Origin of the sequence: Entomobacter blattae, from assembly GCF_014672835.1 — a bacterium.
Lineage (GTDB): Bacteria > Pseudomonadota > Alphaproteobacteria > Acetobacterales > Acetobacteraceae > Entomobacter > Entomobacter blattae.
The window spans coordinates 1,285,488-1,306,931 of the sequence record NZ_CP060244.1 but is presented as its reverse complement, the minus strand read 5'-3'; the positions used below and the strand labels follow the sequence as shown (position 1 = coordinate 1,306,931).

At 48.4% G+C, this 21,444-nt stretch carries 13 protein-coding genes and 2 pseudogenes; 5 read left to right on the top strand and 10 right to left on the bottom strand.

Annotation, left to right across the window (positions count from 1 at the left end; all coding sequences use genetic code 11):
* Positions 1-128: 128 nt before the first annotated feature.
* Positions 129-1,052 (top strand): phosphoserine phosphatase SerB, encoded by a 924-nt coding sequence (gene serB, locus JGUZn3_RS05725; protein WP_203414683.1) that lies wholly within the window; start codon positions 129-131, stop codon positions 1,050-1,052.
* Positions 1,053-1,966: 914 nt separating this feature from the next.
* Here the strand turns inward: serB and JGUZn3_RS05720 are convergent.
* The 5 genes and pseudogenes from JGUZn3_RS05720 to JGUZn3_RS05705 form a co-directional block, all read right to left on the bottom strand.
* Positions 1,967-2,119, bottom strand: a pseudogene (locus tag JGUZn3_RS05720) (hypothetical protein); the annotation flags it as partial.
* A 240-nt stretch (positions 2,120-2,359) separates the two neighbouring features.
* The gene (gene mdoH, locus JGUZn3_RS05715) at positions 2,360-4,540 is read right to left on the bottom strand and encodes a glucans biosynthesis glucosyltransferase MdoH (RefSeq protein WP_203414682.1); all 2,181 of its coding nucleotides are present in this window, start codon (positions 4,538-4,540) and stop codon (positions 2,360-2,362) included.
* A 189-nt stretch (positions 4,541-4,729) separates the two neighbouring features.
* On the bottom strand, positions 4,730-6,286 hold the full coding sequence (locus JGUZn3_RS05710) for a glucan biosynthesis protein (RefSeq protein ID WP_203414681.1): 1,557 nt from the start codon (positions 6,284-6,286) through the stop codon (positions 4,730-4,732).
* Between the two features lie 1,374 nt (positions 6,287-7,660).
* A pseudogene (locus tag JGUZn3_RS12435) lies at positions 7,661-7,951 on the bottom strand (hypothetical protein); the annotation flags it as partial.
* A gap of 344 nt (positions 7,952-8,295) precedes the next feature.
* The gene (locus tag JGUZn3_RS05705; protein WP_203414680.1) at positions 8,296-9,759 is read right to left on the bottom strand and encodes a mannitol dehydrogenase family protein; all 1,464 of its coding nucleotides are present in this window, start codon (positions 9,757-9,759) and stop codon (positions 8,296-8,298) included.
* 1,882 nt (positions 9,760-11,641) lie between these two features.
* On the opposite strand from JGUZn3_RS05705, the gene JGUZn3_RS05700 reads away from it, so the two are divergent.
* The gene (locus JGUZn3_RS05700; RefSeq protein WP_238996947.1) at positions 11,642-12,274 is read left to right on the top strand and encodes a gluconokinase; all 633 of its coding nucleotides are present in this window, start codon (positions 11,642-11,644) and stop codon (positions 12,272-12,274) included.
* 133 nt (positions 12,275-12,407) lie between these two features.
* Here the strand turns inward: JGUZn3_RS05700 and JGUZn3_RS05695 are convergent, their stop codons facing one another.
* Positions 12,408-13,343 carry an ATP:cob(I)alamin adenosyltransferase gene (locus tag JGUZn3_RS05695; protein ID WP_203414679.1) on the bottom strand — a complete coding sequence of 312 codons (936 nt, stop codon included), beginning with the start codon at positions 13,341-13,343 and terminating at the stop codon, positions 12,408-12,410.
* Positions 13,344-13,792: 449 nt separating this feature from the next.
* Here JGUZn3_RS05695 and JGUZn3_RS05690 point away from each other — a divergent pair, with 449 nt between their 5' ends.
* The 3 genes from JGUZn3_RS05690 to JGUZn3_RS05680 all read left to right on the top strand — a co-directional run bounded on the left by JGUZn3_RS05690 (position 13,793) and on the right by JGUZn3_RS05680 (position 16,530).
* The gene (locus JGUZn3_RS05690; RefSeq protein WP_203414678.1) at positions 13,793-14,251 is read left to right on the top strand and encodes a DUF423 domain-containing protein; all 459 of its coding nucleotides are present in this window, start codon (positions 13,793-13,795) and stop codon (positions 14,249-14,251) included.
* Entirely contained in the window at positions 14,248-14,547 is a 300-nt protein-coding gene (locus tag JGUZn3_RS05685; RefSeq protein WP_203414677.1) for a hypothetical protein, read from the top strand. The genes JGUZn3_RS05690 and JGUZn3_RS05685 overlap by 4 nt, the downstream gene beginning before the upstream one ends.
* A 528-nt stretch (positions 14,548-15,075) precedes the next feature.
* Complete coding sequence (locus tag JGUZn3_RS05680; RefSeq protein WP_203414676.1) at positions 15,076-16,530, top strand: SulP family inorganic anion transporter; 1,455 nt, start codon at positions 15,076-15,078, stop codon at positions 16,528-16,530.
* Positions 16,531-17,272: 742 nt separating this feature from the next.
* On the opposite strand, the gene JGUZn3_RS05675 is transcribed toward JGUZn3_RS05680, so the two are convergent.
* The 4 genes from JGUZn3_RS05675 to JGUZn3_RS05660 form a co-directional block, all read right to left on the bottom strand.
* On the bottom strand, positions 17,273-17,884 hold the full coding sequence (locus tag JGUZn3_RS05675; protein WP_203414675.1) for a hypothetical protein: 612 nt from the start codon (positions 17,882-17,884) through the stop codon (positions 17,273-17,275).
* A gap of 4 nt (positions 17,885-17,888) precedes the next feature.
* Positions 17,889-18,836: a hypothetical protein gene (locus tag JGUZn3_RS05670; RefSeq protein WP_203414674.1), complete on the bottom strand. Its 948-nt coding sequence runs from the start codon at positions 18,834-18,836 to the stop codon at positions 17,889-17,891.
* 899 nt (positions 18,837-19,735) lie between these two features.
* Positions 19,736-20,737, bottom strand: a complete 1,002-nt coding sequence (locus JGUZn3_RS05665; protein WP_203414673.1) for an MlaD family protein — start codon at positions 20,735-20,737, stop codon at positions 19,736-19,738.
* The gene (locus tag JGUZn3_RS05660) at positions 20,737-21,441 is read right to left on the bottom strand and encodes a P-loop NTPase family protein (RefSeq protein ID WP_203414672.1); all 705 of its coding nucleotides are present in this window, start codon (positions 21,439-21,441) and stop codon (positions 20,737-20,739) included. The genes JGUZn3_RS05665 and JGUZn3_RS05660 overlap by 1 nt, the downstream gene beginning before the upstream one ends.
* Positions 21,442-21,444: the final 3 nt, after the last annotated feature.

Below are 21,444 nucleotides of genomic sequence, written 5' to 3'. Positions count from 1 at the left end.
TCTTTCTCTGCCAACTCTTTCATTGTCACACCTCTTGCCTGTTTTTTTCCATTTTAAACCCCTTTCATCTCCTAACCTTTTCTCTGTTCCCGCTCCTTCTCATACTCCTCAAAAACCCCACTGATTTTATGACACAAACCCCCACATATTTCCTTACCCTTGTTGCCAACCGTGCTGCCACCAGCCTTACAGCAGCCCATTGGGCCCTTGCCCAGGAGATGGTTAAAAGCACCACTGTGATTCCCCTTTCTGAAGGAGAAGCAGTCGATATTCCGTGCACCCTGCCTGTAGAGGAAGATTTTAGCCTTTTTCTTGCAGAAGAAGCCCCGTTTAACCGCTTACGGCAAACATTAGCGCAGCAGGATATCGATCTTTTCCTGACCTCAGCAAAGGCACGCCAGAAAGCCCTCCTCATTGCTGATATGGATAGTACCATTGTCTCAAGTGAGACCTTGGATGACTTAGCCTTTGAAGCCCATAAGGGCAAGGAAATCGCCGCCATTACAGCACTCTCCATGAATGGTAAGATCGACTTTGTCCAGTCAGTGGAAAAACGGGTTGGCCTTCTTAAAGGCGTCTCCAGCCATTTACTGGAAACCACCTGGCAAAACCATATAAGGCTTAATGAAGGGGCCCAAACCTTGGTGGCCACCATGCGGGCCCATAACGCCTATACGGCGCTGATTTCTGGCGGGTTTACCTGGTTTACCGAACGTGTGGCAGCCCTTTGCGGGTTTGATACCCACCGGGCCAATATCCTTGGGATAAAAAACGGCCAGCTGGATGGCACTGTTCAGCACCCTATTTTAGACCGTTCCGCCAAACGCACCTTGTTGGGGGAGCTTTCCGTTGAAAGGGGCCTAACCCTTACGGCCTGCACCTGTATAGGCGATGGTGCAAACGACCTGGCCATGTTAAAAGAGTGTGGCTTGGGCGTAGGGTTTAAGGCCAAGCCCATTATTAAAGAAGCCATTTTAAACCAGATTGAAAAAACCAGCTTGCTTTCCCTTTTATTCATGCAAGGCTACCCGAGGGCTGAATTTGTACAATAAATAGTCTTTTGCCTACCATACTTCTTCTCAATGCCTTTTCAAAACTGGGCCTCTCCAAAACTGGACCTCCCAAAAACTGGCCCCCAAAAACTGGAATGTCCCCCAAGACTAGACTCTCTCTCAAAACTGGAAAGCGCCCAAAACTGAAATACCCCTAAGACTGAAATACCCCCAACACGAGGCAAATAGTACCCACCCTTTTGATAAAGCGATGGGGCCTCTCAATATCTCCTGACCTTTTTTGGGCATATCTAAGCCCCCTCAAGCCCCTTCTAAAAGAGGCTGATCATCTTTTTTAAAAATTAGAAACAGGCTTACAGCCCTAACGGGCTGACCAAATTTTACACCTCTTAGGCTTTTATACCTCCTAAAAGAACCGTTCTTGGGGTATAATACCCCGTATCACTTCTCTAGCCAGCAAAACAGGCTATAAAACCATGCTTGAAGCTTCACTTAAAAAGCGTGAACCCTCACAACCTTCAATACCCCACCGCCTTAGCTAATGGTACGAAACTGATCACCCTCGGAGTGACAAGTTTATCCCCCTTCTGAGAATGTTCTACTCCACAATTAAAAACCCATACTCCCCAAGGTATAAACCTACCCCGGGCCCTACACTATAAACTGATCAGCCTGCCGGGTGAGATGACAGGTTTACCCCGCTCTCTGAGAATGCCCTCATTCCACAATCAAAAACCCATCATACTCCCCAAGGTATAGGCCTACCCTGTGCCCTGCATTATAACCCAGGCCCTAGCACTATAAACTGGCTTGCCTATGTGACAAGTTTACCCGCCCTCTAACGAGTTCTCATAGCACGCAATCAAGAGCCCGTACTCCTCAATAAAGTGGGCCGCTCATAGACCATCTTTAGAGCTAGTAAGGAAACTCCAGTGCAAATTCGCAACGAAAGTTCAAGCCTGCCACTGCTGATCATTACGTCGTAAAGCGCTATCCAGAGGAAGGATATTTTCTACTTCCAACTCATGAAGGGCATGGTAGCGAACTGCTGAGCCAGCTGCAACGAAGCGATTCAGAAAGGCCTTTTCACCTTCACGCGCTGTACAGGCAAAAAGCCGCCTTCCTCTTTTTCAAAAAAGATTGCAGAAAGGTGCTTGCCTCTTCACCAGCAGAGTCTGCCATTTTAAGAAACAGATGATGTTCATAGCGATGATGGCCCTGAAAGGCTATGAAACCTTCCCGAAAGGAGATGGCCAACAAGACGGCCCCAAAACCTGACCTGACAACCGTCCCAACAAGAAGGAAGAGGAGGGAACGCTCAAGGATAAAGCCTGAAAAAAGTAAGATCAGTTATGGGCTGAGGAAGGAATTTCAATATTTTCCGCAAGTGCAAGATGCGGCTCGAGAGGGTCTTGGAGTTTTTCTGGAATGCGCGCAACCAGTTCTATACCTTCCTTAACAGTGAATATGGCCGCTTTTTCCTTCTTGGTTAGCTTAATCTGGGCTTCCTGAAGAGAGGCTGATTCTTCTAACTTTAACAACCCCACCAGCAGGTCTGGGTTAATGGGCTCTCCTCTCTGCCGCTCTGGGCCCAAAGCCTCTTTATGCACGGTGCTGACCCCTTCGGCATGTTTGAATATTTCAAAGGCATTCCCAATCTTACATCCTTTGACCTCCTCACGGGCAGCCCACTGAAGGCGCAATACGGGGGGGGGATTGACCTCTTCAGGAATAAGCAGCAGCTTTTTCTTTTTAAGCCACAATCCCCAAGGGCGGCTTGCCGTGCCATAAACAAGCGGAATAGCCAGCAAAAGCCCCAACAATACGGGGGTCATCCACAAGAACAGGGAGTGCGAAACCTCCCAAGTGCCAAACCCGACAATAAGCCCAAAAACCGTAAACCCCCAATAGCTGCGAATAACCTCTTTCAGGTTCAACCCGCCATCTTCTCGCCTTTGGGTATTCCACCCTGAATCCTGACCTGAGAGAATGGAGATAACATGCGATGTCTGGATCAGCATGGCCACCGGTGCCAACAATCCCCCAATAAGGGTTTCAAGCACCACAGAACACCCTGCTGCCAGCCACCCCCCACACCCCGTCCGCAAGGGTCTGTCAAACAGTAAGGCGATATAGGCCAGCACTTTGGGAACCAACAGCACGACCATGGTGGCAATAAACATGTATTTTGCCAAGACTGGATCCACCTGGGGCCAATGAGGGAACAACCTACGCTCAGAGCCAAAATATTCTGGCCGAACAAAGTGACTCTGAAACGAGATCATAATCCCGACCAGCAGGAAAATAAGCCAGAGGGGGGAGGTGACGTAAGAGCCAATCCCCATCATCATATGCAAACGGCTAATCCAGTGCATACCCTTGGTGGGGATAACCTTGGCATGTTGCAAATTCCCCTGGCACCAACGACGATCCCGAATGGCAATATCCGTTAATGAAGGAGGACTTTCCTCATAAGAACCAGAAAGGCCTGGTACCATATGAATGGCCCACCCCCCACGGCGCATAAGCGCTGCCTCTACAAAATCATGGCTAAGGATATGCCCCCCAAAAGGCTTGCGCCCCGGTAAGGTTGGCAAACCTGCCTGCTCAGCAAAGGCCTGGGTACGGATAAGCGCATTATGCCCCCAATAATTCCCCTCTGCCCCATGCCACCAGGCAATGCCATGAGCGATGAGTGGGCCATACACACGCCCGGCAAACTGCTGAAGGCGGGCAAACACCGTATTGCCATTCACAATAACAGGCAAGCTCTGGATCAACCCTACCGTAGGATGCGTATCCATCGCTGCCACCATACGCACCACAAGGCTGCCATCTATTACACTATCGGCATCCAAGGTGAGCATATAGTCGTACGCCCCCCCAAAGCGTTTAACCCACTCGGCAATATTGCCGGCTTTTCTCTCTGTATTATTGGTCCGGCGGCGATAAAAAATACGCTCAGCGCCATGGGTTTTTTTCCGAAACTCCAAAAAGGCAGCTTCTTCGGTTAGCCATATGTCGGGGTCTGTTGTATCGGAGAGGATAAAAAAATCAAACGACTCAATCCTTCCACACTCATAAAGCGATTCATAAATGGCCTCTAACCCTGCCATGACCATAAAAGGGTTTTCGTTATAGGTTGGCATCAGCACAGCTGTGCGGCCTTTAAGCTCAGGCTGGGGGCCTTTGGCGTGAATGCCAAGCCCCAAGCCCCCTTGCCGTAAAAGAGAGATAAACCCGGCCACAGCCGAGGTAAAGGCCAGCGAAATCCAGCAAAACAGAAACACAAACAAAACCAGGATAACCCACCCCAGCACAGAAGCCCCCGTACTATTCAGCACATTATTCATCTCATAGGCTGCATAAGCGCTTAACACCATTGAGCCCCCAATGACCAGAAGCCGCCTTAAGGTGATATTGGAGGGCTCGGTTACAGGCCTAAAAGGGCGGCCAAAACGACAAGGCTGCTCATGAAGCGACTGAATCGGCATTTCCAACGGTGAGGGGTCAGGCAATACGGGCATGGTTTTCCAACTCTAGAAAATGAATTTCGGGAATGATACTTCCTCCCCAAGGCTTCTTTTCAGGACTCTATCTTTCTAGGACTCTTCTTTCCAGGGCGTCTTTTCAAAAAACGACATCTTTTCAAAAAACTTTTAGGAGAGACTCCAAAATTGAGAAAAACTCCAAAATTATTGAGAGGAGCTCCAAAATTAAGGAGTCCACCTGTAAAACCACTGTTCAGAAATAATCCCTTGCGAGTCTGCCAGAGCGCAACGCAACTCGGCAAGTTTGGCATCACCTGGGTAAAACTCAAAGGTTGTTCTCCAGCCACGGATGACCGGATTCTGATAAATCGCAATATTGCGGATGACCCCAACAGAAGCACTGGCCTGTAACTTCAAACTCGCTGGCGAGAGGGTTTCTGGGGCGGCATCGCCTGCAAAATCAATACTGATAAAGCGTGCCTCTGGATGATCGGTTACAGCGCCTATCCGGGTATCCATTACACGAGCCAATCGCGTATGGGAAGGGTGATCCTTTCCCCAGAACATCCGGTAGGTAAAGGCATATTCCTGGCCCGCTTTAAGGCCTTCTTTCGGGCGCCAGAAAGCTACGATATTGTCATTCACCTCATTGGGGCTGGGAATTTCCACCAGGTCAACACTGCCTGGCCCCCAATTGCCGATAGGCTCAATCCACAAGGAGGGGCGACGCTCGTAATGCAGGGCCAGATCCTGGTAGTCTTCAAAGCGACGCTTGCGCTGTAAAAGGCCAAACCCCTCGGGAGCGTTATCGGCAAAGGCTGAGAATTGCAGGTCAAGCGGGTTACTTAAGGGCCGCCATATCTGCTCACCACCTCCTGTCCATAAAGAAAGGCCTTCACTATCATGGGCAGCATTTCGCCAATCATCAATATGCTGGCGGTTATTGGCATCGAAATAATACATGCCGGTAAGCGGGGCAATCCCTGATGAGGCAATTGCTTTACGGGGATAGAGAAAGGATTCCACATCAAAAATGGTAGAATCCCCCGGGCGGGTGCCGGGACGGATATTAAAGCGAAAAGCCCCCGTTACGGAAGGGCTATCTAACAGGGCATGAATAACCATGGCATCCACCCCTGCTACTGGGCGCTCTATCCAAAAAGCACGAAAAAGAGCAAATTCCTCTCCCTTCTGGTCTCCCGTGCCATTGGCAAAACCACGGGCCGATAAACCATATTCCTGTCCGTTCGCTACGGCTCTGAAATAAGAGGCCCCCAGAAAAACACAGAACTCTTCCATAACATCGGGGCGGTTGATATAGGTATAAATACGCAAACCCGCATAGCCAAGATTTTCCTTAACGCGTAGGCTTTCATCTTCATACGTAAAGAAATTGGCATCATAGGGCACAGGGGCATATTTTCCATCTACCACCTCAAACATCTCTATTTTCGGACGGTAGAGAAAACCACGGGGGAAAAACTCCACCTGAAATTTTAAATTCTGCCCTGCCCAGAGAGCGTTTTGTTTACGGAAAACAATCTTGCGGTAACGATCAAAATCCAGATTGTTCACAGCCTTGGGCAGGTTTTGATCTGGTGCGCTATAAGCGCTATGAGACATTTTTTCAGCCAGCTGCTTTACAGTGGACTGGGTAAATGCCCCGCCTTCCACAGACAAAGGCAATTTGGCTGCCTGCGCCGATGACGGTTTAACCATGTTATCTGCCAGCGTTAGCAAAGAAGTTGCTACACCAGCTTTGACGAGTTCTCGGCGGAACATTTTTTCTCCTCAACGTCGAGCTGAATAAAAGATCGTCTTCTACAGGCTACAAGCTTTACGCCACAAGATATCGGGTTACTTTATTACCGAAAAATAGCGGGCCAAACAAAAAGATGTCTCTTAAAAAAAACCGTATTTCTTTATGGCAACCTTATTGTTAAGACCAACAACAAAACCATTCTGTTTGACCAACAGCCTGCTTTTTATCAAGACTCTATGATGACACAAAACAAACAATTATGGCTTTTTTGTAGGTTATCCACAAAGATAATACCCATAAACCCAAGGAATTTTCATACAGATTTTAAAAATTTATCCCATTACCTTAATTTATCCCATTACCTTGTTGCTATCTGGCTACCGTTTCCTTTCGAAAGGCTGACTTCCTTGAGCAAAATATTGTGAAAACCCCTAACAGCTGACGCAAGAAATAGGCTTCCCACAACCACAGAGAGCGGAGAAAGGAAGCGTATGCCCAAAAAGGTACTCCCCACACAATGCTCTCCCAACCAAATCCACAGAGAGCAACCATGAAAGGATGATCCAAATACCCTAACGAGAGATGGCGTATCTTTACGGCTACTCTTTACGGTTATGGGGGTTACATAAGAGTTCTCTATTGAAAGTGATTTTGGCCAATATTTTGGCTAAATATTCTTACCCATGTTCTGGCCAATGTTCTAGCCAATAGTTTGGCCAATAATGTATTTGGCCAAACTTAGTTCTGCAACAGAATCCTAAAACATTAACCCTCAACACTAGTCCTGATTTTCTGGCCCCTGACTCTGATTCTGGTCCTAACTTCTGGCTGTCTTCATGCCGGAAACAATGATAAACCAGAAACAGTGAGAAAAGTGAATAAAAGTGATCCCGTGCTACAAACCAGTATTCAGGAAACCAGTGTTCAGGCAAAATAGAAACGCGCGTATGAAACTCCCTATCTACCCTCTGACTCCCTAGCTCTCTAGTTCTCTAGCTCTACCAGAACTAGCTCCACAAAAACCAGCTCCATAAGAAAGCCCTTTTTTAAAAAACTTCTGGCAATGTGCGTCTTCTGAGCAATATATGTGCGAAGCAATATGCGTGCGAAAAACCCCTAGTTCTTGCGAAATAGTGGACAACTTGAAACCATAGAGCACCTTGCCACAGGGGTAACATAACACTCCTGCCTGATATTCTCACCATGTTTACCGTAATAGCACCTTCTCCATAGGGGTACCACCGAACCATAAAAACAGGATTCCCCTTACGTCATAGAACCTCCTACAGAGGGGCACCACGCCCTTAGGGTTGGAGTATGGTTTTCCAGGGCACATAGTACTCCTATAGGGGTACCACACTTTTAAAGTGCTACATTTTAAAAGTGTCAGAATCTTAAAATGCCAAAATCTTAAAGTATATGGCTTCAGCTTGCTTGGCTTCTTCAGCCTCTTTAAGAGCAGCCAGGCGTTTCTGAGCCTTCTTCTTGGAGGCAGATTTTTAGATTGCGCACTATAGGCAGGCATTAGTGCCAAACCAGCTTTCCCCAAAAAATGAACAACAGAAAGTGGACAGCAGAAAGCAGGCAATACGATCTGTTGGCTGGCCCCCTTGGGAGAGCCAATAAGTTACACGGTCTTACACAAGACGTATACGATCTGCATGATCTTGAGGAAGCATAGGGTTTATAAGAGGATAACAAAAGAAATACTCCTACCCCTACCAACGGGGTGAGCAATCCCCCCTTATGACCTCTCAAAAAAAGAAAAATGGCAGACAGGATTTTATAATCATAACGCAGATATTTACACTCATAATGCAGATAAATAATCATAACGCAGATAAATAACGCAGAAACTTGATCGTTTTCGGCTCTGGTAAAAAATAACCAAGGTTATGAATATTCAGGATAAACCACTTCACGGTAGAGTTTCTCCCACTCCTGGCGCCAGCCATCAAATGCAGAAAGGCTTAACCCCTCTTCCAGGTTGAGAGAGCGAGCATTTCTAAAATCCTCTAAGAATATGGCACTAGACAGGAAAAGCTGCCTTTACCCCTTGGGTACGAAGACGTTTACGAACCTCTATAAGCTCTTGCTGGTGAGGTTTATCCCACTCCTGGCGCCAGCCATCAAACGCAGGAAGGCTTAACCCATCTTCCAGGTTGGAAGAGCGAGCATTTTTAAAATCCTCTTCGGAAAGGGTAGGCTCATGAACCTGAAAAGATTTACCGTGGCAGTCTTTCTCTCCCAGCATTTCCAAATAACAGGCCAGGGCAAAATTCACACGGGCCATATCCCCCTTCTCCTTCAGTAGGCTTTTAACCGTATCTGTCCAAAAAACCTTGATTTTTGAGGTCGCATCAGAGGCAATCCGCAAGAGCTGGTCCTTAATGGCTGGATTGGTGTAACGTTCAATCAATGTATTCTTATAGGCAACCAAATCCATCCCCTGAGGCGGGGTAATAAAGGGGATCACATCCTGATCAAGAAAATCATCCATAATACGGGCAATCAACTTATCCTGCATGGCTTCATCAATGGTGTCGTATCCCATCAGCACACCGGCATAGGCGACAAGGCCATGGCTGGCATTGAGCATACGCTGTTTAACATATTCATAGGGGCTGACATCATCGGTAAACTGTACCCCCACCTTTTCAAATGCTGGACGGCCCGTACAAAAGCGGTCTTCCATCACCCATTGGGTAAAATCCTCCGCCAACAGGGGACGTAAATCGTCTACTCCGCTGGCCTTGTTCAAGGCTGCTGCCGTTTCCTTTGAAATGGAAGGGGTAATCCTATCGACCATACTATTGGGGAAGGTCACATGCTCTTCAATCCACGCTGCCAGTTCGGGGTCTCTGGCGCGGGCAAAGCTGAGTACGGCTGTTTTGGCGACATCCCCATTATGGCGTTGGTTATCGCAAGAAAGCACCGTGTAAGGACCAATACCAGCCTTACGCCTGCGCGCACAGGATTCCACAATATAGCCGAACGCTGTTTGAGGGGTACTGGGGTGAGCTAGATCGGCCTGAATCTGTGGAACATTCAGGGTAAAGTTTCCTTCATGATCAATAAAGTACCCCCCTTCTGTCAGGGTCATGCTGACAATACGGGTTTTGGGATCGGCCAGAATATCAAGTACCGCTTGCGGATTGGCTGGCGCAAGGAGGTAGTCGACCAACGCACCAATGACCTCAATGTTCTGCTCCCCATTCGGGGCGGCCTCGGTAAGGGTATAAAGGCCATCCTGCTTTTTAAAATCCCTGGCTTTCTTTTCAGAATGCTCGCCCCCGCTTAGGCCTACCCCCACAATCCCCCATCCCTCCTGCCCGGGTAGGGAAAGGCACTGGTTGATATAAAAAGCCTCGTGCGCACGAAAAAAATTACCGACTCCAAAATGAACAATGCCTGCCTGTAATTTTTTACGATCATACCCCGCAAAATGCACTTGAGGGGGTAAAGAATGAAGGGAAGCGTTGTTCAATTGCATATCAATCTCCTGAATTTGGGAAGAATCCAATATTTTCAGATTATAAAAACCCGTTATAAAAACCAGGCGGCCCTACGGCCAGTTTACGGTTATGGCACGACTGAGCTGCCTGCCGATTTTCTCAACTTACCCTCCTCTTGAGTATGGCGGGAATGCCCTGTTGTGCCCAATGTTATGCCCACTGCTATGCCAAGTAAGGAGGAATCGCCTGACCAGTGAACCGCCCGCTGCCTTCGCCCCCTCTCGCACACTGGATCCGTACACCAGGCCCACACACTAGATCTGCATATTGAGCCTGCATACTGGGCCCCCCACATACTAGGCATGAAATAAAATATAATAATGGTCGTAAGGACCATACAATCAGACCATATAATCAGTCAGAACATACAATCAGAAAGAGTATACACTATCTCACCCCGCCTATTAAGCCCCAAGACTGTAGGATAATCCCCTTTCTTCTCTATTTTTACATGCTCAAACCCCCTTTATACACGCTCAAATCCCCATTTTCGCCTCCTGTAAGCAATATCTGAACGAAAAAATACTATCACTGCGGGCTTGCTTGCACTTTCCTATAGCGCAGTCTTCTTTATTTCGATCGTTAACCTTTATTTCGATCGCTAAAATGAATGAAATCATTTCGTCATCGTGTTCGTCATTGTGCAAGAAGCGATAAGGGAGGGTCAGAGAATTCAGAAGGGAGGGTCATGCCTGCGGGTCATCTTCGTAAAATTAGCGTGGCTTCCAGAGGTTAAGAATTCCTAAGGTGAATGACTCAGGTTGGGAACTCCTAGGGGTGAAAATTACTCGGGTTGGGAATTCCTAAGCAGAAATGCAGGTGGCTCTCCTCATTTCCCAATAGATCCTACATTGCGATATAGATCTATTTCCATATGGAATAGCCCTCCATGATCGTAATAGAGGAAACTCTCCCCACCTTGCCTCTGCACCATTCTCCCCCCAAAGCGCAACTCTTCCTTACTAGAGGCTTCCCCCTGTTCCTGGCAGAACCATGGCGAAGAAAACAAATGGCCAGCGTAATCGGGGTTTCTCCCATTCCTAGCAGGACCATGTTAATAAGGCCGCTTTCTGTTTCGCCCCTCATAGCTTTCCCCTTCCTGGCAGGTTCTTCCCCCATTTCTAAGCATTTTTGCCTTCCATAATTTGCTTTCTATAATCAGGAAGACTCCTGACTCAGGAAGGCCCAAACCCAGGGACAAGGAAGGAAAGGGAAGAAACGCCAAAAGGGAGTGCCCTATTTTTATGCAGTTTTTTCAAACCACTTTTTCCTAAAATATCCTTGATCCTCTCTCCTTTTAAACTTTTCTGTCTTCCTTTCGAGCAAAAATTTGCCTCTATTAAAAAACCTACTCCTTCTTCCCTATCCAATAAAATCCTTTATAAATCAGCTATTATTGCCCACTCTTCCCCTTTTCCTCCTCTGTTTCTCCTTAGGTTTCTCCTCTATTTTTCCCTTGAACAGGGCTTGAAGTTTTTTTCAAAATATCCCTCTGGAAGGTAAAATAAGGCATTCTTTAAGAGAATTATTAAAAATATCTTCTTGCATCATTCTTTCTAATCATGCACCTTTTTCTTGCGTTTTTTTTTGACTTCATTTTTTAACTTCCTATAGACTGTGTTTTTTTATAAAAAGCCATTAAAGGGGAGGAACCGCCTAACACACCAAAAGTTCAATACAGGGCAACAACCTGGTGAATAAACAGGCGTAAACGCACGTGTTTATAACTGCTCTTGCTCATCATTCTACCCCATTTCCCCTTTATAGATGACAAAGTAAGGAAGGGGATTGCACAATTTTTTGGTTAACCTTGCCCCCCACCATTCTTCATTCGTTTTCTTTAAAATTATTGAGTTAAAAATGTATCCTGATTCAAATGATAAGCTCGTCCATCTCTCCACTGCCCTTCGTAAAGCTGGTGCCCCCCGGGTGCTGGTGGTTATGGGTGTTGCAGGGTGTGGAAAATCCACCGTTGCTGAACTTATTGGTAATGAAGCCCACTGGCCTGTGGTAGAGGGTGATGCCCTACACCCCAAAGCCAATATCGACAAAATGAGCGCGGGGATCCCCCTTAACGACGAAGACAGACAACCCTGGTTGGAAAAAATTGCCCTGGTTGCCCAAAACTGGATTAAAGATAAGGAGTGCGGGATTGTAACCTGCTCGGCCTTAAAAAGGAAATACCGCGATATTATCGCCCAGGGCAGCAACAGGGTCTGTTTTTTGTACCTTAAGGGCACCAAAGAAGATATCGCTCCACGCTTACAGTCCAGAACAGGCCATTTTATGCCCGCCAGCATGCTTGATAGCCAGTTTGCCACCCTTGAGGAACCAGCTGATGATGAAGTCATGATGGAACTCGATGTCAGGGCCGATCAGCAATCTATTGCCAAAAGTGCCTTACGGGCCCTGCGCCTTTTAACCAGCGATCAGGACCACCCCTTACATCGCGCATGCGCATCTCCTACCGCAACTGTTAAGCTGCCCCTTTAGCCAAAAACCCCTAGATAAAACCCCCAAGAAACCCCGAGGGGGAGAGCTTCTCCCCTTTTTTTTGAAGTTTCCTTGTCTTCAGGGTTTCATTGCTTTAAGGTTTCTTTTCTTCGAGGCTGCCTTGCTTTGAGGTTTAGGGTTTCCAAAGCCTGTCAGCCTGCCCATGGTGATTAAGCCGCCGGGCTAAAACAAAGAAATAGTCCGATAACCGGTTCAGCAGCTCTAAAAGCAGCGGGTTGACAGTAGAGTATTTTTTCTGGGCTAGGCTTACAGCTTGGCGCTCAGCCCGGCGAATAACCGTGCGGGCCTGGTGGGCGTAAGCCGCCGGCAAGGTACCGCCTGGTAAAATAAAGGTTTTTAAAGGCTGTTGGGTGGTCAGGCAGGCCGCTATTTTCTGCTCCATTTCTGCCAATATCTCTGGCTTGAGCCGACTGGAGCCCACCTTTTCCTCCTTGTGGATTATTGGTGTATTGTTCTGGGACACGTTTTTCTGAAACGTATTGTTCTGGGATGTATTGTTCTGGAGCGCGTTTTTCTGACTGCCCTTTTGGCTTTTTTGGCTCTCCTGCGGACTCAACAGGCTGATCTCCGCTCCCATATCAAATAATGTCGACTGGATCTTCAGCAACCATTCCACCAGATTATCGTCCCTAAGCAGATTCTCATCCCCAGAAGCATGCCCATCCTGATGTAGATCACTCTGCCCTGGCATAAGCTGCTTGGCTGTGTTTTCCAAGGGTCCAGCCCCTTGTTGCCTCTCCTGTAAGGGTTTAGTCAGTGTTAAGGGCTTGGTCGGTGTTTTTTGGGCCAGTATTCTTTGAGCCTGTGCGTTTTGGGCCAATATTTTTGGAGGATTATCTTGTTGGCGGGGTTTGCTTTCCTCCTGCCAGCCTGGCGAAGGTGCGTGCTCCAAATGGGCTACCAGCACCCCAATCACAGCATTGGCTTCATCTAGCGCTCCCAACATCTCAATAAGGACATGGCTTTTAGGAACCCGCCGGCCACTTCCCAACGAAGTACGCCCTTTATCCCCACCCTTTGTGACTACCTGATCGATGACAATAGCCATTCTTTCCCCTCCTTCTTTGATGACTTTATCCCACACTTACCCATAGGTTATAGAAAATACTCTTCTCATCACGGGTTTTATAGCCAATAACAACACTCATATCGACCGAAAAAGTCTGCAATACAAACACCGCTCTGATCTATGCTCTGCCTATAAAACTGGCCTATACCTTTCTAAAAAGGGAGCAAATCTAAAAAAAGGAAGCAAGCCGGGTTGTAAGCCTTTTTGGATAAATTCTCTCCATTCTTCTTGCCTTTTTCTTACCTGCCTTGAAATTAACTGTCTTGAAATTAACTGTCTTGAAATTAACTGTCTTGGAGTTCATTATCTTAAAGTTAGCTATTTTGGAGTTCACTATCTTGAAAAAACGTTTCCTCCCAGCAAATCCAACCCTTTTTAAGCACTTTTAAAGGGTTTTATCCTGCTCTCATCGATGGTATCCTGAAGCGATGATGAGTGAAAAGATCTTTCCCCCTTCTCGGCCCCCTTCGCGCCTCTTGTCGCGCCCCTTATCTCTGCCCTTGTCGCAGCATGCCAGAATGTTCATTTTTTGTGCAGCCCTTTTAGGGTTTTTTACCGTTGCCAGCTCTGCCCTTGTCAGCCATTTACCAGAGCACGCCTTTGCTGTTGGGGGACGCACCATGGCCCATACGGCCAATGAACTCCTCAGTTGGCATACTGTAGCCCTTCTTGGCATGGGGCTGCTGGTAAACTGGCTGCCTAGTACCCAGCTTCTTGTCACAGGGTATGGTTTTATCATTGGCTGCCTATGTTTTGGTTGCGCCGTTTTCTATACCGCCTTAAGCGGTATACATCCTGGCCCTATCGCTCCAGTGGGCGGCAGCATTTTAATGTTGGCCTGGCTTAACCTCGCTTTTTTTGCCCTACGGGGTGCACGCCGCCGATGAACCACCCCACAAGTCTTACATCCACTGTCATTAAAACCGTTCTTCTCTTGGGACTCTTTAGTGTGTGTGTACTCCTTGTCCGCACCAGTCACACACTCAGCACAACCTTGGCTCGCCTCCCCATATGGGACATGCTGGCCAAAGGGTTGGGCCAAACCAAGCCCCACCAAAAAGAGCAGCTTATTGCCATTGGCTTATTGGCCTTGTGTTTTGCTATAGCCCTGATCACCCTGGAAATAGGCGAGCGCCTTTTCTGCCTGATGAAAAAACGTATGACCAAGCGCTCTCCTCCCTAACGCCTGAATTTTGAGGTTTGATGTCTGATATCTGGGGTCTGATATCTGAGGTTTTCAGCGATCTTTTTTGTCTCGTTCCCTAAGACTAAGCCCCTTTCTTAAACGTTCCTTGAACGTTCAGGGATATCTCCTTACCCCGATCTCTCTTACCCGTTTAGGATGATTCTCACAAATAGCGGGTACAAACAACAAGCTATCTTTGACAGATTAATCCAAGACAGACTGATCCCCCAAGACAGACTAACCTAAGACAGACCAACCCAAAACAGGTTAACCCAACGAGCCCATTCAAAAGGGGCCCCTTGCGCTGAACGATAGGTTGAACAATAGAACAATAGAACAATAGAACAATAGAACAATAGAACAATAGAACAATAGAACAATAGAACAATAGAACAATAGAAAGAATATTGCAGTATCACAGCTGAAACACCCCCTTTAGACCAAATGACGACCCACAACCCCTTTTTTACCACACTCACCCTTCATTACCCCTTCATCACCACCCCCTTTATCACAGGAGCTATAATGACCCCTACGCATTATCGCCAGGAATGGCTTGGCAATATCCGACAAGATATTCTAGCCGGAATGGTCAGCACCTTTGCCCTCATCCCCGAGGTCATCGCCTTTTCCTTTGTGGCCGGTGTAGCCCCGGAAGTAGGGCTCTACGCCACCTTTATCATCAGCATTGTTATTGCCTTTACCGGTGGGCGAGCGGGCATGGTTTCAGGGGCTGCGGGTTCTGTTGCATTGGTGGCTGCCGCCTTGGTGCGGGGCCATGGAATTGACTATCTGTTTGCTGCAACCATCCTTGCTGGCCTCTTTCAAGTGCTGATAGGGCTGTTGCGCCTACATGTGCTGATGCAGTATGTCTCACGCCCTGTTCGTACGGGCTTTGTCAATGCTTTGGCCATTCTTATTTTTTCAGCCCAGCTTCCCCATCTTCTGGGGGCAAACTGGCAAACCTATCTGATAACCGCCTTGGGCCTGGCCATTATTTATCTGGCTCCCTTTATGACAACTCTTATCCCTTCACCATTGATTGCCATTATAGCGCTGACGGCTCTCTACTGGGTTTATCCCATGCCCCTCCACACAGTAGCCGATCTGGGGGCGTTACCCACTGGGTTTCCCGGGCTGGTTTGGCCTCATATTCCTTTAACATTCGAAAGCCTGGAGATTATTGTGCCCTATGCCGCTGCGATGGCTTTAGTGGGGGCTTTGGAATCCTTAATGACGGCTACTGTCGTTGATGACCTGACAGAAACCCATAGTAACAAGCGTAGGGAATGTACGGGCCTGGGGATTGCCAACATGGCCGTGGGCTTTTTTGGTGGTATTGCCGGTTGCGGCATGATTGGCCAAACCGTGGGCAATTTACGCTATGGGGGTGTGGGGCGGCTTTCGACCTTTATGGCCGGGGCTTTTTTATTATTGCTGATGGATGTTTTACGCCCCTTTGTGGCCCAGGTTCCAGTAGCGGTGCTGGTGGCAATTATGATCATGGTCTCTATCAGCACATTTTCATGGTCTTCCTTAAGGGAAATAACCTTCCATCCTAAAACCTCTACCCTGTGCATGCTGGCAACAGTCATCGTGGTGGTCGCCACCAAAGACCTGGCCATTGGAGTGATTGTGGGGGTCATGCTCAACGGTATTTTCTTTGCCTGGCAGCTCAGCCGCTTACTCGAAGTCAGCAGTACCCTGTCAGAAGATGCTACCACCAGGATTTACACGGTAAAGGGGCAAATCTTTTTTGCCTCTTCCACCTTATTCGAAAATTCCTTTAAAATTCGCGATAACGTTAAAAACGTGAAGATAGACCTCAGTGATGCCCATTTCTGGGATGTTACTGCCACCGGCGCCTTGGATACCATTGTCACCAAAATGAAAAACAACCATCTGGCTGTCACCATTACGGGCTTAAAGAAAGACAATGCAGCCTTTGTGAGCAAGCAATCCACCCTTAAGGAGCTTTAAACAGAAACAGTCCCACAATCCTCTTTCTGTGGAACCAGCCTTGAAATACCACTCTAAAATTTTCTAATGTCTAACCAATTTTTCTAATGCCTAACCGCATCCCGTTACCCTGAATCAGAACCCTGCATGGTGGATGGTGGGCAGTTTGACTGGGGCCAATCACCTCCAAAAAATAACGGAAGCTGCGCGATGGTGGGTTCAAGCCAGCTCTCACGCTCTGCTTAGCCCCACACTCTCAACCAACCGCTATAGAAGTCCTTCTATTACAGAAAAGGCTACCCCCCTTTTGTGAGATGCTTAGTAGTCTGTACCGCCCCGAAGGTTCGCTCACCGGCGGCTAACCCCCTTTCGGGAGATGTTAGTAGGGGGTGCCTCACCACTGTCTTCCCCTCCCTATTTTACTCCTATCTCCTCTGAACCATCAGGCCCTTTTCCGCATTACCGACATCACCTTCCTTCCTCAAACGCGGCTTTCCGAGAGGCGCCAGTAGGGGACTTCATGACCATCTTTCCCCTATTCTACTCCAACCTTTTCGAAGACGTCAGGCCTTGTCCACATCACCAGCATGGTCTTCTTCAAGTCCGTTTTTCCATGAAGGATATAAGAAAATGCCTGGACTACTTGCCTCACCCAATAGACTAAGGAGAGTCCTTATGAGTACAAAATAAGCGGCCGACCACCTTTCCCAAGGGAGTATTACTCAGAAACATATTACTCAGAAACATATTACTCAGGGGCCTATTACTCAGTATAGGGATTTCTGTTCGGCTCTGCCAAAATGGGGGAATATCTAAAAATCTGCTTGGGATTATGGTGGGCATGGGGATCGATTTCTGCAGGAGTATCGACCCCAGAATGCACTTGTGAGAGACTGCCCTGCTTGATAGAAGAATGGTAATAGGGGTCATACTGAGTGCCGGGATCTGTTTTTTTGCGCCAGACAGTATCCTTAGGACGATTGCGGCCATAATCTCCCGTTGAGGAACACCCAACCAGACCGATCAACGCCAGGCAAGCCCACATCCGCCTGGTCTGTTTTGCCCCGCACAGGATAGCCCCTATGAAAGCGGTTGGGTTGCGGATAACCAGGGCTTTTTTCGGATCACCTGGTGCAATGGCAGCGCTTCCGCCAAATAACTGACCAGAGAAGCGACCAGATAACCAGCCAGAAAAGCGGCCAGAAAAGCGGCCAGAAAAGCGGCCAAAGAATCTGTCAGAGAAACTGCTAGAGAATCTACCAAATACGTCAGCCGATAACCAGAAGTCACCTCCCTCTTTCTGCCTGTGCAGGACGTTCCCGACAACAAGTTTTTTTACAAAGGTTGCCACCAAAGCCGCTATTGGATTGCGCAAAGCACTACCAGCGGTTCTCCTGTTGGCGGGCTGCACGTTTTTTAATAATATCGACCGGAACATCCATTAACTCCATACGAATACGAGACATACTTTTCTCTGCCTGCCTTTTCCATGCACCCGAAAGCGGCAGAACCTGAATTTTACGCCATAGTTTTTCTGCCCCGTGATCGTCCCTCAACAAAAGAAGTGACTGGGCCGCCTGAAGGTAAAAATCTCCGGCGCGTTGGGTATGACCTTGCTGAAGAGTTAAATCTCCTTCAAAAGCCAAGCTACGGGCCATACTGCGGTAATCCACCGCACGGCGATAAAACCCACTGGCCAGCGTAATCTGTTGTTGGGCCTCGTTCAACTGGCCAGATCTACGAAAAAAGCGGGCTTGCAATTCGGCCTTATCAGCCCTTTGGGGTAAGCTGAGCTCACTTTCATCCTTATCTTGCGGCGCCACACGCCCAAGCATGGCCCGTAAGGTTGGGTTGTCCCCCTGCTCATCAGCAATTAACCCTCTGATAAAGGCGGCCCGCTCGGCAATATCACTCTGAGAAGACTGCATGGCCCTCTCGGCCAAAAGGGCAGCCTGGCTATAATGGTCTAGCCTAAACTGGGCAGCAGCGGCCACCAGATCAAGAGCAGAAGCCGTTTTAACCCCCCGCACCAACAAAGCCTGCCGGGCTAGGGTAACCTGTTTGAGGGCTGCTTGCGCCTGGCTTTGGGCCAACTGGGTTAATGCCAGATTATAGGCGGCATTCTCTATGGCTTCATGATCATTTCTGGCCACAGCCGCAAAATAGGCTTTCTGATATTGCTGTTCTGCCTGGCTATAACGCTGCAAGCTGGCTGACTGATCCCCCGCGCGCATGGTAAGATAAAGATTTTGATCGTAGGGATCTTCCTCTTCAACGCTCCCACAGCCTGCCACACCCCCGGCCAACCCCAAGAATAGAAGACCCACCAAAGATGCTGACCACCTCCAACCTGCTTGCCTTCCCAAGGTTGCCTGCTGTGCTCTGACCTCTCGCTCTCGTGCTCTAGGCTCTCGTTCTCTGGGCTCTCCTCCAGGAGGTGGTACTGGGTGTGCTCCTAAGTATGTTACGGCATGTGTTACTGCCTGTGTTACAGCATATGTCATTGGGGCTGTGATTGGAGCGCTGTAATTGAGGATGTCATGGGAGGTGTTAGAGGGAATACGCTCTGATGGGGCCCTTGTTTTCTTTCCTGCAAGGAGACAAGAATCGCTCCTCGATAAGATTGGCACTGTGATTGGGTGTGTCATTAGGGGTGTTGGAGAGGATACGCCCTGATGGAGCCCTTGTGTCCTTTCCTGCAAGGAGACAAGAATCGCTCCTCGGCCTGAAAAGGCGCCGAGAAGTGTTTTTTTTATTTCTGTTCCTCTCTCTAATATGTCCGCTCTTCCCTCTGGAGTTAGTCTTGAGGATATTTTCAGAGATATTCTCGGGGGTATTCTTGGTGGCATTCTTAAGCTTAGTCTTGTTTTTGAGCTTAGCCTTCCCCTTGGGTCTGTTCTCTTGTTGGGTTGTAGAGTAGATTTTTGCGTCCCAGCCTTTTCTTTCAACCTCTCCTGATCATTCCCCTCCCACCCTGGCTGTGGGTTTAAGCCATAATCTACAGCAAAATCTCTGCCAACCCTTGGCCTTCCTATCAAACTTGCGCTGGAGTTAAGCTGCAAGCTTGGATCAGGGATAGACCGTAAACCTGGCCCTGGCCCCATTTTTGGGCCAAGACCCCAAAAGTGTCCTTCTGGTTTGCTGTGGGGTAAGAGCCAAGTGGGAACAATGCCGGGCCACACTATACGGAGGGCCTTGAGAGGAAACAGAATTTTAAACATCTCTCTCATGGGTTAACCTCATGGGCAGGCAGGCGGTCTGTTTGAGAGCGCGGCTTGGTATTCGCTCCCCCCAAATACCACAATCCTCGAAGCTGGCGGGTGAGCTTTTCAAGCTGGTCAACCATCAACTGAGTTTGGGTCAGCAAGGCAGGCAGGTTGCTGGTGCTTTCATCAAGGTTTTTCACCAATCGAGGCAGCCGCGGAGAAGCCTGCTCCAAATCATGCGAGATACGGCGCAAATTCGCCAAGATCACATCGGTATGGGTAAGGATTTTGTTGGTATTGCCCATCACCTGGTGTGCACTGCCCAACACGGCACCGGCTTTGCCTTCCAGTGGTTGAAGGTTGTTGACCACAGCATTCAGCGCGGTGACCATTTTTTCTGTCTTGCGCGCTAGGTCATCATTGCTGAGCAGGCGGCCAATAGTGCCCTTACCCGTCCGCAGATTGCCGGTTACGTTATCAAGGTTATCTACCAGCTGCTGGGCACTATCGAGAATAGGCAGGATCTTTTGGTGAACCTGAAGCAACATCTGGGTTATGGTATCCATCGGGTTGGGCTCGGTGTTGGCTTTAATAACGGCGTAGTGCCAGTCAAACTCCTGGCCAAAGCCACGGCTAATGGCAATATAAGTGGCCCCTGCCACGGCAAAACGCCGGCGAATAACAGCCTGACTATCTTGGCGAATATAAATCGTCACCTGGGGGTCTATTTCGGCGACAGCATAGAGCCCACCAGAAGGGTTAACCGAAACCTTGCGGATGGTACCGGCATGAATACCAAACACCTCCACATCATCGCCCACACTGAGGTTAGCCACCCCTGTTTCTGGCAGCAAGATGCGCAAGCTGGCAGAAGGGGTTAACCAATCCCTTAAAAAACCCGCTTCCACCACGGCCGCCCCACAGGCAATTAAACAGATCAAAACCAGCACGCCGACCCATTCATCCGTATAGCGAATATGGACAAGCTGGCGGGCATTATCGGTTCGCCTAAATAAAAACATTACTGTATCCCTCCTCTCGACACGACCAGCCCTTCCGTCCGTAAGCGGTAGAAGCCCGATATCTCGCGGTTATAATCCTTCCATAAAAACCGATCCCTGGTAAAGCTGATCACCGCCGTCCCTGTGCTTTGCATATTGTTAATGGTACGAAACAAGGGGTCTTTTAATTCCGGCAAATAATCTTCTAGGCAATATTCCAACAGAACAAGAGAGGGGCTTCCCATAAACGCCCTGACACAGGCTGCACGAGCCCTATCAACGTCGCTTAACATTTCTGGGGCTTCAACGGGAAGGCCCGGCAAGCCAAAGCGCCGTGAGAGGGCTGTGGCCTCATGAACAATTTCTTCTGTCTCACGCTTGGTGTGATGAAGCTGCTGAAACATAATGTTAAAATGGGTGCCCAGAAGGTTCATCCAGTTCCCTTGAATATGGGGATAGCGGCCAACACGGCCACGCAAGGCATTTTTTTGCTGGAGCTGGAGCTTGGCCCAATCCAACCCCATAAACCGAATGCTCCCCGTCTTTAAACCCACCATACCCAGGCACATATCCGCAAAAGCATTCCCTCTAAAAGCATTGCGGCATTCTATAAGAATAAACTGGCCAGCAAAAACCCTAAAATTATAAATTGCGGGGGGTAAGACGGTCTGCTCAAAATAGGGCAGAACATCTTGCATTTCCAGTAGGGGTTCAATACCGCTCATAAC

Coding starts and splice junctions, on each gene's coding strand:
- JGUZn3_RS05690 (WP_203414678.1), top strand. CDS start 13,793: ATGATGAGTGAAAAGATCTTTCCCCCTTCTCGGCCCCCTTCGCGCCTC.
- JGUZn3_RS05700 (WP_238996947.1), top strand. CDS start 11,642: ATGTATCCTGATTCAAATGATAAGCTCGTCCATCTCTCCACTGCCCTT.
- serB (WP_203414683.1), top strand. CDS start 129: ATGACACAAACCCCCACATATTTCCTTACCCTTGTTGCCAACCGTGCT.
- JGUZn3_RS05685 (WP_203414677.1), top strand. CDS start 14,248: ATGAACCACCCCACAAGTCTTACATCCACTGTCATTAAAACCGTTCTT.
- JGUZn3_RS05705 (WP_203414680.1), bottom strand. CDS start 9,759: ATGCAATTGAACAACGCTTCCCTTCATTCTTTACCCCCTCAAGTGCAT.
- JGUZn3_RS05710 (WP_203414681.1), bottom strand. CDS start 6,286: ATGTTCCGCCGAGAACTCGTCAAAGCTGGTGTAGCAACTTCTTTGCTA.
- mdoH (WP_203414682.1), bottom strand. CDS start 4,540: ATGCCCGTATTGCCTGACCCCTCACCGTTGGAAATGCCGATTCAGTCG.
- JGUZn3_RS05680 (WP_203414676.1), top strand. CDS start 15,076: ATGACCCCTACGCATTATCGCCAGGAATGGCTTGGCAATATCCGACAA.
- JGUZn3_RS05660 (WP_203414672.1), bottom strand. CDS start 21,441: ATGAGCGGTATTGAACCCCTACTGGAAATGCAAGATGTTCTGCCCTAT.
- JGUZn3_RS05695 (WP_203414679.1), bottom strand. CDS start 13,343: ATGGCTATTGTCATCGATCAGGTAGTCACAAAGGGTGGGGATAAAGGG.
- JGUZn3_RS05665 (WP_203414673.1), bottom strand. CDS start 20,737: ATGTTTTTATTTAGGCGAACCGATAATGCCCGCCAGCTTGTCCATATT.